5 protein-coding genes are annotated in these 17,315 nt (G+C 33.4%); all 5 read left to right on the forward strand.

The genetic code is table 11. The features are described 5' to 3' along the window. Positions 1–1,040 precede the first annotated feature (1,040 nt). Positions 1,041–2,927: a caspase family protein gene (locus ACP6PL_RS04510; protein WP_426542988.1), complete on the forward strand. Its 1,887-nt coding sequence runs from the start codon at positions 1,041–1,043 to the stop codon at positions 2,925–2,927. A gap of 192 nt (positions 2,928–3,119) precedes the next feature. Further along, positions 3,120–8,855: a PAS domain S-box protein gene (locus tag ACP6PL_RS04515; RefSeq protein WP_426542990.1), complete on the forward strand. Its 5,736-nt coding sequence runs from the start codon at positions 3,120–3,122 to the stop codon at positions 8,853–8,855. A gap of 14 nt (positions 8,856–8,869) precedes the next feature. Next, positions 8,870–9,877 (forward strand): GGDEF domain-containing response regulator, encoded by a 1,008-nt coding sequence (locus tag ACP6PL_RS04520; protein WP_426542993.1) that lies wholly within the window; start codon positions 8,870–8,872, stop codon positions 9,875–9,877. 327 nt (positions 9,878–10,204) lie between these two features. Continuing rightward, positions 10,205–14,560: a PAS domain-containing protein gene (locus ACP6PL_RS04525; RefSeq protein WP_426542995.1), complete on the forward strand. Its 4,356-nt coding sequence runs from the start codon at positions 10,205–10,207 to the stop codon at positions 14,558–14,560. Positions 14,561–14,826: 266 nt separating this feature from the next. Further along, positions 14,827–16,650, forward strand: a complete 1,824-nt coding sequence (locus ACP6PL_RS04530) for a putative bifunctional diguanylate cyclase/phosphodiesterase (RefSeq protein ID WP_426542997.1) — start codon at positions 14,827–14,829, stop codon at positions 16,648–16,650. The last annotated feature ends 665 nt before the right edge of the window (positions 16,651–17,315 follow it).

Below are 17,315 nucleotides of genomic sequence, written 5' to 3' on the forward strand. Positions count from 1 at the left end.
ATCTAGCAACTCTATCTTGATGTGTCAACCCCTTTTCTACATTTTTTTCCGGAAAATCATTATTTTACTCGGAGATAATTATCTGTATCTATTGCTAGGAAGGCTTTGTAGGATTTTCAAATTTTACAAAAAAATATTTATATTCCCTGGAAAATCCAGGAAAAATGTACATTTCTTTGCGCCCATATAAGAACCAACACTACTTGTATTAAGAAGTATCTCTACTGAATTACCATAAGAATAGGTCATAATAAAAATCATAATATTTGGTATTACTCGTTGAATTTTATGGCCTAACTCTAAACCAAGAATTCCTTTGAGAAAGTTATCTGAAATTTTGAAACAATTAGGTTAGGTGTAGGTATTCTTGCTTCACAGACCCTATTTACAATCTCACAGGGAAATGTTCATGATTCCCTAACTCTCTTTGCTAATTGGTATGGTGTATAACTTTGATCATTCCACCATTAGATTGGATATGTTGAGATTCCCTATGTCCTTATCCTTATACCTATGCAGTTTCCTTGGCTGTAATAATCGATTAGTTTTATAGCTTGATTTTCGTATAGTTAGAGTTCAGGCTGTGACGTTAGAAACCTGAACATTAGAATCACTCTATATATCTAAGAGTGTAGGAATTTAACCTTGATTAGTATTACTAAAGCAATCCCGATTAAGGGACTGATCTAAAATGGCCTAAGAATGTTATCTTAGGTACAGGTGATTTATTGGGTATCACCGATGAAAAACCTTGACAATCCTATAAAATTCTCTGTTTGTCTCCGATGGATTGCACATCAAGTCTGAACTAACTACTTTAGCTGGCCATCATCGAATTATGCCTACTACAACATATCCAGTTCGGTCCAGATTAAGGATATTCTTCCAATAGCGATAATCAGACAGTGACTAATAGTGTCTGTGTCTAGAGCATTAACAAACCAACACGGACATCATCAAGGAACAAATTATTGAAAAGGAATAGACACCACAATGTCTAACACTGACTATATTCTTCTCATTGATAGGATTTTTAGTTAATGAAAAATTATGCTTGCATTGCCATTGGTATAAATCAATACGAGTTTCTTGAACCTCTCAGTTATGCTCAACAGGATGCAGAGACACTGCATAATTTTCTACTCAACGAAAGAAATTTTTCAGTAGAACAATGTTTATTATTAAGTGACAATAGTTCAACACCAATATGGCAACAGCCAACCTATCCTAGTAGAGAAAATATACTAGATATTATCGAAGGCTTTTGTCAAAATCAATTGCAAGTAGAGAACTATCTCTGGTATTTTTTCAGTGGTTATGGTATTAGCTATCAAAATCAAGACTACTTGATGCCTATTGATGGTAATCCGACAGACCCCGAAGCTACAGGAATATCAATAAGAAAGCTATTAGAATATTTGAGTAAGTCTCCTGTACGAAACGTTTTAGTTATGCTAGATATCAAGCATAGCCATTTGACAGGAATGGACAATCAACTCGGTGTTCACACACTAGAGCTAGCTAAAGAGTTAGAAATACCTCTATTAATATCATGTCATCCTGACCAGGTTTCAAATGAAACTTCTGCACTGCGCCTAGGATTTTTTACAGCAGCTCTTTTAGAAGGATTGAATTCTGGCAAATGTACAACACTAAAAAATCTTGATAATTTCTTAAGTAATCGCTTATCAGAATTATGTACTGAATATCTGCGACCAGAGCAAAATCACCTTATGATGGTAAATCCTACTGATAAAATGGATCAGATAATTTTACCTCAAAAAATTCAGGTTGATTCCAACGATGCTCCAAAAAAAGTGGGTGTAATTGTTGAATCCGTAGTAGGTTCTAGAACAACAAAACAAGTTTCAAATTCCGTCAAAACTTCTATAACAACAAAAACCACCCAAACAGAGATGCTAAATGGGAATACTAATAAAAATAATAATACAGTTGCATCTCAAGGAAATAGGCAAAATAATATAAAAAAAGTAGAAATGTCTGAAAATATTGCTCAAAACATACAGGCTGATAAATCTTTTTTACAAAAGTTATTTGTAGGAAGTAGTCTCACTTCTTTAGTGCTATTATTAGGTGTATTTTTAACTAATAAGTCTATATTTTCCAGTAAACAGGTAGTTGGTAAAGATAATTTACCTACTATAAGAACTGAGGAAAATAACTCATCAGAAGCAAATTTACCACTATCACCTGTAGTACCTGCTTCAGAAGGTCAATCTACGGCAAACACTTCTATTACACAAGGGGATCGGCAAAAACAAGAAGAAAGTCAACTTTCAACAAATCAATTAATATTATCTGAAGCTGTAACTGTACTTAATTCAATTTCGGCTTCTAGTTTTAGTCAGGCAATTATTAAAGCTTCTCAAATTCCTCAAAGCGATCCACTCTATCCTGAAGCACAAAATCAAATAGAACGTTGGAGTTTAACTATTCTTGATATAGCTAGTGGACGAGCATTAAAAGGAGATTATGATGGTGCAATTAATGCGGCGAAATTGGTACCTCGAAATGCCAGACCAATTTATCAAGAAGCACAGTTGGCCATCGCTGCCTGGGAACCACAACTAGCTAAACAAAAAAAAGCTAATGAAGGGTTTAATGAAGCATTACTCAAATCTGCAAAAGAACAGATTAAACCTGGACAAGCTTCGTCTTATATTAAAGCAATTAATGAAGCTCGTAAAATTCGCTCTGGTGAGCCTAAGTATGAAGAAGCTCAAAAGTTGATTGCTCAGTGGAGTAATACAATTTTGAGTATTGCCCAAGTACGAGCCAAGAATAAAAACTTGAGTGAGGCTATTTTGGCTGGTGAGTTAGTTCCTTATGGAACACCAGCTTATGAGTCTGCTCAAAAAGCACTAGCAGATTGGAAGAGTCGAAAACAAACAAAGAAAAAAAATTGAATAAATAAAATAATAGATGATAACTCTATAATCTATATTTTGAAAGACAGAACCATAAGTTTGGGTATGCCCAACCCAAATCTATAAAATTCGCTCGATAAATTAACCTTTAACGGTAGAAAATTAATATCAGATATATAGCTGATTAACCCAAGAATCCCAGAATTTCTGTCAACCAGGAACTCATCTACTATGACTTATGGCCAGCTTCAATCTCAAAAATTTGATAAAGCGCTAGAAGCATTGATCCATCAAGCTTGTCTAAGTATTGACGGAGATTACGCAGAGGTATGGATACCAAACAGTAGTGGTAGTAGGATAGAATGTAGTCCAATTTGGTATGGACGGCCTGAGATTCAAAAATTATTAACAAAGTTTCATAGCTACAGTCAGGAAATAACATTACCACCAAGCATTGATATGCCGGGTAGGATTTGGGTTTCTCAACAGCCAGAGTGGGAAAAAGATATTGGTAGTTTACCAGAAACAATATATCTGCGGACTGTAAAAGCAACTGAAGTAGGTCTGAAAACAGCTTTAGGATTTCCAATTATAGCTAATAATACTGTTGTTGCAGTTATTATCTTTTATCTTAGAGAAATACGCGAATACGATCAAAAGATAGTAGATTTAATATCTACTTTTAGCAACTTAGGAACATTAATTTCAAATATATCTACTCCAACTAGACTTCTAGATAATCAAGATTACTTTCGCTTAATGGTTGAAAGCAATTGTGATGCAGTAACAATTATAGATATTGGTGGAAATATTTTATATAATAATCCAGTCGTAGAAGAAGTATTAGGTTATCAACCAACGGAATTAATTGGGAAAAATTTGCTTAATTTTGTTCATCAAGATGATTTTTTATCTGTTATAAATAAATTAAAGGAAATTATTCATAATCCGAAATTAACAGTAAAAGTAGAAGCAAGATTATATCATAATGATGGTTCCTGGCATTTTTATGAAATGAGGATTAAAGATTTTATCCGAACATCAGAAGTTGAACAAATAATAGTTTATAGTCGTGATATTTCAGAATTAAAGCAACAAAAATTATTACTGGGGCGTGATTTTTTTTTTGCAGGAGAAATAATAAAAAGTAGTAGATATGGAATCGTAAAATTTGATGTTGACTATAATTGTACAGATTGGAATCCTAAGATTGAAGAAATATCAAGAATTAGTAGAAAAGATGCTATAGGAAAATCAATATTTGAAATATTACCCTTCACTGTAAACAATAAAAATTTCAAAGAAAATACTCCTTGTAAATTCCAAATAATTAATAGTAAAAAAGCTTTTAGTGAAACGATAAACTCCACTCCAGTTAAGACTGAAAAAGAAATATTATTGGAGTGTCATTATTCTCCTGTAAATGATGAAAATAATCAATTTATTGGTGGATTAATTACTATTTGTGAAATTGCTGAAAACCAGCAGATAGACCAAAATCAACAAGAAAAAGAGATATTCAAAGACCTGCTACTAGAACATACACCTGTAGCAGCAGTTATTTTTGACCCAGATATGCGCTACTTATGGGCATCTAAACGTTGGTTAACTGATAACAATTTGACAGAAAAAGATATTATTGGGCGTACTAACTATGAAATTTTTCCAAATATAGATGATCGCTGGCAGCAAATATATACAGCTTGTCTAGGAGGAGAAGTACAAAAATGTGAAGCAGAGGAATTTCTTAGAGCAGATGGTTCCCTGGAGTGGATACGATGGGAAATTCACCCTTGGCAGAATAGCAAAGGTGAAATAGGTGGCATAATTATGTTCACAGAAGTAATCACAAATTACAAATTAGCACAGAAAAAACTTGCAGGTATCAATGCAAATCTACGACAAGTGGTTGATGCCACCACAGAAGTTGCTATTATTACTACAGATATTAATGGTCAGATTACCACTTTTAACTCTGGTGCTGAAAAACTATTGGGTTATTCTAGGGAAGAAGTAGTAGGTCAACAAAACCTCACATTTTTTAATCAAAAATCACAACTAATAGAACGCGCTAAAGAACTAACTCAGAAATTCAATAACCCAATTAAGGGTTTTGATATTTTAGTAAAATCAGCAAAACAAGGAATTTCTGAACCTCAAGAATGGCATTATCTTAAAAAAGATGGTTCTGAGATTTTAGTAAACTTAGTAATCACAAGTGAACGGGATAGTGAAGGGAAAATCATTGGATTTGTTGGTATTGTTACTGATATCACGCAACAAAAACAGGCAGAAACTGAACTCAAGGAAACAGAAGCAGTAATTAGAGATCTCTACACAGTAGCTGCAGAAACCAACTTAGATCTAGATGCTATTTTACAAAGAATTTTGGGTATGGGGCGGATACGATATAGAACAGAAATAGGTATCCTAGCAAAGATAACAGAAGAACGTTATGAAGTAGTCGCCTCCCAATTACCCTTGGGATTTCCTTTTCCGATCAAAGCAGGAGATACAATTAATCTCAAACAAACTTATTGTGGCGAAACTATTCAAAAAAATGAACCAATTAGTGTTGAAGCTGCCGGAAATTCAGAATGGCAGCATCATCCTGCTTATGCTCAGACATTTTTTAAGTTAGAAGCTTATATTGGCTTTCGCGTCATGGTAGAAGGAAAAATCTATGGTACTCTCAGCTTTGCCAGTCCATATCCTAAGAAAGAACCTTTTAAAGAAAGCGATCGCCACATATTAAAGTTAATGGCCCAATGGGTGGGAAACCAAATAGAACGCCATTCCTCAAAAAGTGCCCTAGAAAACCACATCAAACAAATTCTACTTCACAAACAGTTAAGCACAGAAATCCGTTCTGCTCTAGAAAGTAAAAAAATTTTTCAAACAGCAGTCACACTAATTGGTAAGACATTTACAGTAAATCGCTGTTTAATTTATTATTACATGAGTGAACCATCGCCACAGATTCCTCTAGTAGTAGAATATCTTGAACCAGGATATGAATCGGTGCAAGATCTATCATTGGCATTGAAAGAAAACCACGATCTGGAAAAAGTCTTAGCCCAAGACAAAGCAATAAGCAGCGAAAATAGCTACTTAGAGCCATTATTAATGAAAGATGAGGATGTTTGTTGCTTATTAGGAATCAAGTCAATATTAGCAGTTCGTACCTCGTACAAAGGAAAACCCAATGGAGTAATTGTTTTACACCAATGCGATCGCTATCGTCGTTGGGAAGATGAAGAAATTGATTTATTAGAGTCAGTTGCACCACAGGTAGGAATTGCCCTAGCACAAGCAGATAACTTAGAACAGGAAAAACAAAGACAAATCCAACTACAAACCGAAAATTTAGAATTAGAAAAAGCCAAACAAGAAGCTGAATCTGCTAATCGAGCCAAAAGTGAATTTCTGGCAATGATGAGTCACGAAATTCGGACTCCTATGAATGCAATTATCGGTATGACAGGGCTATTACTCGATACAGAATTAGACTCTCAACAACAAGATTTTGTAGATACTATCCGTAATAGTAGTGATTCATTACTGACAATTATTAATGACATTCTTGATTTTTCTAAAATTGAATCTGGAAAACTAGAATTAGAAGATCAACCATTTAATCTCCGAAATTGTGTAGAATCAGCCCTAGATTTAGTCGCCTCTCAAGCAGGTGCTAAAGGTTTAGAATTAGTATACGTTATCAATCAAGATACTCCCGAAGCAATAGTAGGGGATGTGACAAGACTACGGCAAATACTTGCTAATTTACTTTCTAATGCAGTTAAATTTACGGCTAGTGGGGAAGTCATTGTTTCAGTAGACGGGAAAAAATGGTTATCAGCTCATAGGGAATTATCTCAGCTCAAATATACCGATGATAACCAAACCAAGACAAATTCTGTGAGTAATAAAATTCACACACCCGTTGATAACCTATATGAGATTGAATTTGCTGTCAAAGATACAGGTATAGGGATTCCCGAAAAGCGACTAGAAAGATTGTTTAAGCCCTTTAGTCAAATTGATGCTTCTATGACTCGACAATATGGCGGTACAGGATTAGGTTTAGCCATTAGCCAACGGTTAAGTGAAGCTATGGGCGGAAATATGTGGGTGGAAACGGAAGTAGGTAAAGGTTCCACATTTCATTTTACTATGATGGCAATGGCAACTGAAACCACTACAGAATCTAACCTTAAACAACCACAACCAGAACTTACTGGGAAGGAACTACTTGTTGTAGATGATAATGCAACTAATCGTAAAATTCTTACCCTCCAGGTACAATCTTGGGGAATGAAAGTGAAAGCATTGGAGTCAGGAGAAGCAGCTTTAAAATTAATTAGTTCTGGGAGAAAATTTGATATTGCGATACTAGATTTGCAAATGCCAGAAATGGACGGTTTAACTCTAGCCGAAAAAATTCAATCTATACCAGATTATCAAGCATTACCTTTGGTTATGCTCAGTTCAGTAGGTAAACTGACATCAGAAGAAATTGCAGGTAGAGCTTCATTTGCAGCTTTTGTGAGTAAGCCAATTAAACAGTCTCAGTTATATGAGATGTTAGTTTCTGTGCTTGGAAAACAAGCAATATCATTTAAATCAAAAAATTCAGAGGCAAAATCAATATTGAGTAATGAAGCAGAATTTGGGTTTTTGCCATTACGCATCCTGGTAGCGGAAGATGTAGTTGTGAATCAGAAAGTGGCTCTACTCGTTCTAGAGAGATTAGGTTATCGTGCCGATCTAGCAAATAACGGATTAGAAGCTCTAGAAGCATTACGTCGTCAACACTACGATATAGTTTTTATGGACGTACAAATGCCAGAAATGGACGGTTTGCAGGCAACAAGACGAATTTGCCAAATTTTCTCTGAACCGAAACGACCTTGGATAATAGCTATGACTGCTCATGCAATGCGTGGCGATCGCGAAGAATGTTTAGAAGCAGGAATGAATGACTATATAAGTAAACCAGTTCAGGTAGAAGCATTAATCAAGGCATTAAGAAATTATATTAGCTATAGACAGTCAGAAGAAATTGATGAGTCGATCATAAGGAGTCAGGAGTCAGGACTCAGGACTCAGGAGAAAGTTGAAGCAGAAATAGAGATTGATTTAAAATCAAATCAAGTTAATCAAGAATTAATTCCACAAGCAAGTCTGAATCTGCTGGAAAATCAAAATCAAGTAGAATCAAATAGTACTGGAGCAAATAATCTAGCATCAGAGAAAGTTGAAGCAGAAATAGAGGTTGATTTAAAATCAAATCAAGTTAATCAAGAGTTAATTCCACAAGCAAGTCTGAATCTGCTGGAAAATCAAAATCAAGTAGAATCAAATAGTACTGGAGCAAATAATCTAGCATCAGAGAAAGTTGAAGCAGAAATAGAGGTTGATTTAAAATCAAATCAAGTTAATCAAGAGTTAATTCCACAAGCAAGTCTGAATCTGCTGGAAAATCAAAATCAAGCAGAATTCAATATTACTGGAGCAAATAATCTAGCATCAGAGGAAGTTGAAGCAGAAATAGAGGAAGAGGAAAAAAGTGACAGTTTATCTTCAGTAGATTCTCTCATCGAAGAGACATCAAATTTTACAACTCCAGCTATTGATAAATTAGTATTTGAATATCTAAAAGAGCAAGCAGCAGGAGGAGAAGAAAGTATTTTAAAAGAAATAATTAACAGTTACTTGGAGGAAGCACCTCAAAAAAGAGAAGCAATTATAGCAGCAATAGAAAATAAAGATCCAGTTGAATTGAGAAATTCTGCTCATGCTCTAAAATCTCTGAGTTTAACTATGGGAGCTAATAATTTAGCTGAACTATGTGGGGAATTAGAAGCAATAGGTCGTATGGGTACAACAGAAAATGCAGAGGAACTAATGGAATTAATTAATCAAGAATATTATAGAGTTAAAATAGCGTTGAAATCAAAAATTTGAAATAAATTCATAAGATGATTAAGCCAGATTTTTGGACTGTACCACAACGAATATTAATAGTCGATGATGAAAAGACTATTCGACTAATACTACGTCGTATATTGGAGAAAGATGGTTATCAAGTTATTGAAGCAAATAATGGAGAAGAATGCTTAGAAATTTGTCAAAAACAATTGGCAAATATGATATTAATGGATGCAATGATGCCCGGAATGGATGGGTTTACCTGTTGTGGTAAATTACATTATCTATTAGGAGAAAATAGTCCACCAGTATTAATGATTACAGTGCTTGACGACCAAGCATCTGTTGATTTAGCATTCCAAGTAGGGGCAACAGATTATGTAACTAAACCTATTCACTGGGCAGTTTTACGTCAACGAGTTCGACGCTTATTGGAAATTCAATGGGCAATGAGTGAACTGCGACGACAAGTAGAAAAACAGCAGATGTTGACTGAAAAATTGGAAAAAGCAAATCAAGAATTAGAGCGTTTAGCTTCTGTGGATAGTTTAACAATGATTGCTAATCGTCGCCACTTTGATCGGTTTATAGAAACCGAGTGGAAACGTGCCCAGAGGAATGATTTACCATTATCAATTATAATATGTGATGTAGATTTTTTTAAAGCTTATAATGATACTTATGGCCATCCAGCAGGAGACACTTGCTTAAGGAAAATTGCTGATATTATTATTCACAATGTTAGTCGTCCTGCTGATTTAGTAGCTCGTTATGGTGGTGAAGAATTTGTAATTGTTTTGCCAGAAACAGATAGAGAAGGAGCAGTTCATATTGGCGAAAAAATTCGTCAAAGTATCAAAGGTGCTGCTATTCCTCATCAGGGTTCAAAAGTTACTAATTGTGTGACAATTAGTTGTGGAATTGCTACTAGAAAATCATGCCTCCGGAAAGATAACTCTGAATCCCAAATTAGTGATTTGATTAGGAAAGCAGATTTAGCACTTTATGAGGCTAAATATCAAGGGCGTGACCGAGTTTGTGTTGATTCAAAAAGTTAAGTGATTATTATTCTTAAATATTATTTTTCAAGGAAATATAAAAAGAAAATAGGGAATAGGGAAAGAGACAATTAATTATCACTTATAGATAATTAATAATTATTTTGAGGGGGCTAGAGCAAAACTACAAACCAATATTTTTATAACTGATTATCCGCAATTCGTAGCTCCCCAGGAGGGGAAAAATTATATTAATCTTATATGTCAGTATTTTCCAATAAATAATGGTTTATCTGAGGTTTAATAATAACGATACTACCAGATTTTATATCACTGATTTAAAAATGCTAACAAAAATTCTAATTAAGAATAGCTGAGGTTAAAATAATGGTAATTTCACCAGTAAAAATACTAATAGAAAAACTGAGAAATTCTCTGATTTCAGAAAATAATATTTTCTGGAAAAATGGGCAATTATCATTGCAATTTGTTTTGTGCATATCTTTGATTACTCCGATATATATTACAGTTGGATTTTTCGGCTGGACATTATTACAAAAAGAACGAAGTGTAGTTAAGCAATTAGCAACTCAATCTAATATTAAAATTGGTCATCATGTTAGTCATGATTTGGAGAATTATTTGCAATCTCCTGATTTAATTTATCAAATCAACCAAGATTTAATTAAATTGGGGTTGCTAAATTTCAATAATTTAACAGATACAAGAAGTTTGTTTTTGCAGCAAATTAAACAGTTTAATATTAGTCAGATTAATTTTGGCAGTACTAATGGCGAATTTTTGGGAGTTAAGAGAAACAATGATAATAGCTTGGTCATTAAGTTAATGACTAAATCTAATTCAGAGATAATCATGGAATCTGCCATAGACTCAGAAGGGGATATTACAGAAACATCTAAAAATTATGAAGATAATTATCAAACTGAAAGTTGGTATGAAGATGCAGTTAAAGCAGGTAAACCTGTCTGGAGTCAAATTTATAATAGGGATGATTCAAAAGAATTATTTGCTATCTCAGCTAATTATCCAGTCTACAACCAGAATAATAGTCTGATTGGAGTATTAGCAGTTGAGTTGCCTATTTTAGAGATTGATAAATTACTTCAAAAAGTAAATATTAGTCAATCTGGTGTCATTTATCTTATAGAAAAATCTGGATCAATTGTAGCTAGTTCTTTCCATGAAACATCAGATTCTAAATTTGAAATTATAGACCAGAAATTACCTATTACTAAAATCCAAGAAACAATAAATAAATTACTAAACAAACAAAGCAGTTTTAATAAATTAGAACAAAAGCAACAATTAGAATGGGAATTTCAAGGCAAACAATATTTTGTAGAGTTAATCCCTACGCAAAATAACAATGACTTAGATTGGTTGATTGTAGTAGCTGTGCCAGCATCAGAATTTGTGGCACAAATTAATGGAAATACTAAACTGACTATCTTATTATGTTTATTATCAATAACCATAGCTACTTACTTAGCTATCTTAATATCTCGCTGGATGACTAAACCAATATACAAATTATTAAAAGCTACTCAAAAAAGTAACCTTACTGAAGAGGATTTATCCCTAAAGCAGGAGATAGTTAAGTTTACTGAAATAGAAGATTTAGCAGAATCTTTTAAGCAGATAAATGAGCGTCTAAAAAATAAATTTCAAGAAAGCGATCGCTTTTTTAATCTTTCTGTTGATTTATTAGCAATTATTGGTACTGATGGTTATTTTAAACAGCTTAATTCAAGTTGGTCAAGAATTTTAGGCTATAGTATAGAAGAACTATTAGCAGTACCTTATCTTGAATTTGTACATCCAGAAGACAAAAATATTACTATTGCGGAAACAAAAAAGATTTCTGAGGGTGCTACAGCTTTTAATTTCCAGAATCGTTATCGCACAAAAGATGGTTCCTATAGATGGTTAGCTTGGAATAGCGTTCCTTTATTAACAAAAAATTTAATCTATGCAGTGGTACGAGATATTACAGATGAAAAACAATCTATTGAACAGCTTTTTATTAATCAAAGACAATTAATAGAAGCTGAAAAAATTGTTGGGATGGGAACTTGGGAAAATGATTTAACTACAAATGAGTTTAGATGTTCTGAACAATTATATTGTATTTTTGGTTTACCTTTTCAATTAAAAAAATTAACTAAGGAAGATTATTTTAAGTTAGTTTATCCTGATGATTTACCAACAATAGAAAAAGCAATTGATGTAGCAATTAATGAGGGCCAAAATCTAAAAATTGAGCAAAGAATATTATGCCCCGATGCTACACTAAAACATATATTAATTAGCGGAAAACCTATTTTTAATGAGGAAGGTAAAGTAATCAAACTTTTCGGCACAGTTTTAGATATTACGGAACGCAAACAAACAAAAATAGCATTACAAGAAAGTGAAGACAAATTTAATCAAATAGCAGAAAATATTCACAGTATTTTCTGGATAGAAGATCCGCAAAATAACCAAATTATTTATATTTCTCCTAGTTATGAAAAAATCTGGGGTTATAGCTGTGATGAGTTATACGCATCACCCGACTCTTTTCTAAATACGGTTCATCCAGAAGATCGCCCAAAAGTAGCGGAAACTTTAGCAAACTCTCTGGAAACAGAAGAAGAACAAGAATATCGTATTATACTACCTGATGGGGAAATACGTTGGATTTTGGTTCGTGGGTTTCCCATCAAAAATCAAGCAGGGGAAGTTTATAAAATAGCTCGAATAGCACAAGACATTAGTGAATATAAAGTGGTAGACACAAAGCTACAACTGATTCAAGAACGACTGCAACTTGCATTAGAAACTTCAGGAGATGGTTTATGGGATTGGAATATTCCCACAGGCAAATGTTATTACAGTTCCCGATGGTTAGAAATGTTAGGGTACGAGGAAAATGATCTGCCTAGAAATTTTAACACTTGGGAAATGCTAATTCACCCGGAAGATAAAGACTGGGTAATGGATGCTTTGGATCTGCATTTAGAAGATAGTTCATTTATTTTTGCCTTTGACTATCGACTACGAACTAAATCTGGTGGGTGGAAGTGGATAGCAACTTATGGTAAAGTAGTAGTTAGAGATGAAACAGGCAAACCAGTGAGAATGATTTGCACTCATACAGATATTAGCGCTCGCAAAGCAGCGGAAGTAACTCTCCAGCAACAACTAGAATTGGAAAAACTGGTTTCTAGTATCTCGACTAGCTTTATTAACCTTAATCCTAATGAAGTTGATAGCAGTCTCCAAAGAGCATTAAAACAAGTTGGTGAGTTAACAGGTGCAGATGGTAGTTATCTGTTTTTAGTAAGTAGCGATCAAACTCAAGTTAGCAATGCTTATCAGTGGTTCGCTACAGAAATAGAAACTAAAATTGACAATCTACAAAATCTTCCCATAGGTGATTTACCATGGTTAATGGATAAACTCTATAAATTTGAAATAGTGCATATACCTGTGATCTCGAATTTACCTCTAGAAGCAAGCACTGAAAAACAAATACTATCAGCACAGTCAATTCAATCTTTGTTATGTATCCCTATGGTTTCTGGAACTGAATTAATTGGTTTTATTCGGTTTGATGGAATTCGTCAATTATGCAAGTGGACAGACTCTACCATTAATCTGTTAAAAATTATCGGTGAGATTTTTGTTAGTGCTTTAGAATATCAGGAGGCAGAGTTAGCACTTCGGGAAAGCGAACAACGCTTTCGGATGATGGCAGATAGCGCTCCCGTATTAATTTGGATGTCTGGAAATGATAGCCTTTTTAGCTATTTGAATCAAACTTGGTTAAACTTTACTGGGGATAGTTTAGAAGAAGAAATAGGAGATGGTTGGCAACAGGCTATCCACCCTGAAGATTTGGAAAATTATCTGGAAACTTATCAAGAAAATTTTTATACCCACCAACCATTTACGATTGAATATCGCTTGAGAAGAGCAGATGGTGAATATCGTTGGGTTTTCGATACTGGGGTTCCAAGATTTAACCTGAATAATAGCTTTGCTGGTTATATTGGTAGTTGTATTGATATTAGCGATCGCAAACAAGCAGAAACACAAATTCAAAATTCTCTCCAGGAAAAAGAAGTTTTGCTCAAAGAAATTCATCACCGAGTTAAGAATAACCTACACATTATTTCTAATTTATTAGATTTGCAGTCAGATTATATTGAAGATGAAAAAGTTCTGGAATTATTTGCTGATAGCCAAAATAGGATTCAAACAATGGCTCTGATCCATGAACAACTCTATCAATCAAAAGATTTAGGACAAATTGATTTTACTGAATATATTCATACTCTGATGGATAATTTGTTATGTTCTTACAGTAACAGAGAAAATATAATTCATCCGGTAATTAATGTAGAACCTATAAGTCTGAATTTAGAAACAGCTATCCCTTGTGGCTTACTAATTAATGAATTAGTAACTAATTCCTTAAAATACGCTTTCCCTAATGGTGAAAATGGGGAAGTTGGTCTTGAATTACATCAAGATGAACAGGAAAAAATTCACCTCACAATCAGAGATAATGGTATTGGAATACCCGCAGATTTTGATTGGCAAAATAGTTCTTCTCTAGGTTTAAAGTTAGTGCGAATTCTCTCTAAACAATTAAAAGCTGAAATAGAGTTTGATGGTAGTCAGGGTACAGTGGTTAATTTAAAATTTTCTCCTCTTAAGTATAAACCCAGATTTTAATCTATTCCTTAACAATAAATCTTGCAACCTTGAGGGAAATATGGAATGGGCAACGGGAAGAGATGAGTAGGAAGAGATTATATCGTGGTATAATATTAAACTATCTTGCCTTAGAATTATCAGAAACCAGGTTGTGGGAGGTCGATGATTTTACGGCATTTGAGGCAAACCCGGTTTCTCTGCTTTTTTATACCGATACTACTGGATTTGATGTAATCTATAATATTGATACAATTAATTTATCTAGCTTATACAGGAAAAATTTTATGAATATTAATCAAAATACTTCTGAAACCCCTACAAAAATTTTAGTTGTTGAAGACGAACTAATTGCTGCAGAAAATATTTCTAGAAATCTTAAAAAATTAGGATATGAAGTAATTGGAATTGTAGACTCTGGTGAAGAAGCTATTCAAGCTGCAACAAATAACCATCCAAATTTAGTGCTAATGGATATTATGCTTCAAGGAGATTTAGATGGTATTCAAGCTGCTGGACATATTCGTTCTGAATTAAAAATACCTGTTATTTATATGACTGCTTATGCGGATGATGATACATTAGGGCGGGCAAAATTAACTGAACCTTACGGTTATTTAGTCAAACCATTTAAACCTCAAGCTTTAAAAACTACAATTGAGATTGCTCTGCAAAAATATGAAGGGGAACAAGCAGTAGAGTCATCCTATATTAAGGAAATTGAACAGGTAAAAAATCAGCTCGAACGGTTAACAAATCAAGAGGAGCTAGCTGCTCTGACGAGTCGAATTATTCTCTCAGATAAGTTTGCTAAATTTATTAGTAAAATCCACAGTTTTAAGGAACAAAGCCATCAATCAGACAAAAATTTTACACCAACTATTTCTGTGATTTGTTTAGGTATTAATCGCTTCAAACGTATCAATGATTTAGGATATGAATGGGGCGATTTATTAATTAAATCTATAGTTAAAAAGATTAATAAATTTATTAGTCAAAATAGTATTATTGCTCGCTTAAATACAGATGAGTTGGTAATTATATTAGAGCCAGTTAATAATCAAACCGAAACTCAAGTTATCATCCAAAAGATTTTAGAGCAATTTACTAAACCTTATGTGTTAAACCAACAAAAGTTTTTGATTAGTGCTAATGCTGGAATTACTTTTTATCCTGTTGATAGTGAGCAACTTGGAGAATTACTTTTAAAAGCCAAGAATGCTATGGAATATGCTCGAATACAGGGAGATAATCAATATAATTTTTATAAAGAAGCAGGCAAAAATCAAAATACTAATACATTACAGTTAGAGAATGATTTATATTCAGCTTTATCAAATAAACAATTTAAAGTTTATTACCAACCAATAGTTAATTTAAAAACAGGTCAAATTGTTGGTGCTGAAGCTCTAATACGCTGGCAAACTTCTGATGGTTCTATCATATTACCTGGACACTTTATACCATTAGCAGAAGAAATAGGATTAATTGAAGCAATAGGGGAATTTGTTTTGAAAAGTGCTTGTGAAGATGTTAAAGCTTTGCAAGATATTGGGTTAGGAAAAATACGAGTAGGAGTGAATATATCTGCTCGCCAACTAAATCAATTAGATTTACGCCAAAGATTAGTGAAAGTTCTTTTAAATAGTGGTTTAGCTCCTAATTATGTCGAGTTAGATATTAATGAAAGTGTATTAATTACAAATCAAACAACAGCTATGCGAAGTTTACATGGTTTAAAAACTTTAGGTATTCAAATTGCTATAGATGATTTTGGTACAGGTTATTCTTCCTTAAGTTATCTGGAAAAATTTCCTATTGATTCCATAAAAATCAATCAAAACTTTATTAGAAACATTGATCTTAACTCTACTAACCAAGTTATAACATCAGCAATTATTTCAATGGCTCACAAACTAAATATGCGAGTCATCGCTGAAGGAGTCGAAACTGAAGAAGAATTGGCTTTTTTAGTTAAAAATAAATGTGATGAACTTCAAGGTTATGTATTTAATCGCCCATTACCTTTGGTAGAATTTGCATCTTTAGCAGAATCTTTAGCTAGTTGTCCTCAGATGATTAATGATTGGATAAATCAAGAAAAAAGCTAAAATAATAAAAATAAGTACCTGTGCAAAATGGATTTAAATAATTTTGGATATCAGGAAAAGTTAACAGAATACAGAAAATATCTTCTGAGTAATAAGTAACCATTCAGGTTGTTCGCCTTTCCTACGGAATGCTATGAAACAACTTTTCCTTGGTAATGTAATAATTCTGGAGCAATTAATTAATAATAAATATTAGCTAATATACTTTGAGAGTAACTTTTAATTTTCGCTCAATCTTTTAACTTTGATTCTTCCTTCAAAAAGAATAAGTTAATAGCTGACAGGTAATAGTCGATGGTTTAATGCTTATAGTAATAGATATACAAATTGATATTAAGAAAGAACTTCAACATATCGGAATTACTTGCCAATTGTGTGCTTCTAGGATAGGTGTAATATCATGTTCTTTTGAATACTTATAAATAACGTAGGGAGGAGTCAGGAGAGAAGAGGAGTCAGGAGTTGTAGGAGCGATTTGCAAATCGCCTGTACAGGAGTCGGGAGAGAAAAAGTAAATTAGAGGAAGTGAAGAATGTTTATTATAACTGATTATCCGAACATGATATAATATCTATAACTGCTCGCTGTCGCAAGGTCATCACTTCTTTGGCTTTACCGAATAATTATTAATTATTAATTATTAATTAAATAATTCAGGTTTAAAG

This window comes from Dapis purpurea BLCC-M126 (genome assembly GCF_050015975.1).
GTDB lineage: Bacteria > Cyanobacteriota > Cyanobacteriia > Cyanobacteriales > Microcoleaceae > Trichodesmium.

Excerpts from the sequence above, each read along its gene's own strand:
- ACP6PL_RS04520 (WP_426542993.1), top strand. The coding sequence starts at position 8,870 with ATGATTAAGCCAGATTTTTGGACTGTACCACAACGAATATTAATAGTC.
- ACP6PL_RS04510 (WP_426542988.1), top strand. The coding sequence starts at position 1,041 with ATGAAAAATTATGCTTGCATTGCCATTGGTATAAATCAATACGAGTTT.
- ACP6PL_RS04525 (WP_426542995.1), top strand. The coding sequence starts at position 10,205 with ATGGTAATTTCACCAGTAAAAATACTAATAGAAAAACTGAGAAATTCT.
- ACP6PL_RS04515 (WP_426542990.1), top strand. The coding sequence starts at position 3,120 with ATGACTTATGGCCAGCTTCAATCTCAAAAATTTGATAAAGCGCTAGAA.
- ACP6PL_RS04530 (WP_426542997.1), top strand. The coding sequence starts at position 14,827 with ATGAATATTAATCAAAATACTTCTGAAACCCCTACAAAAATTTTAGTT.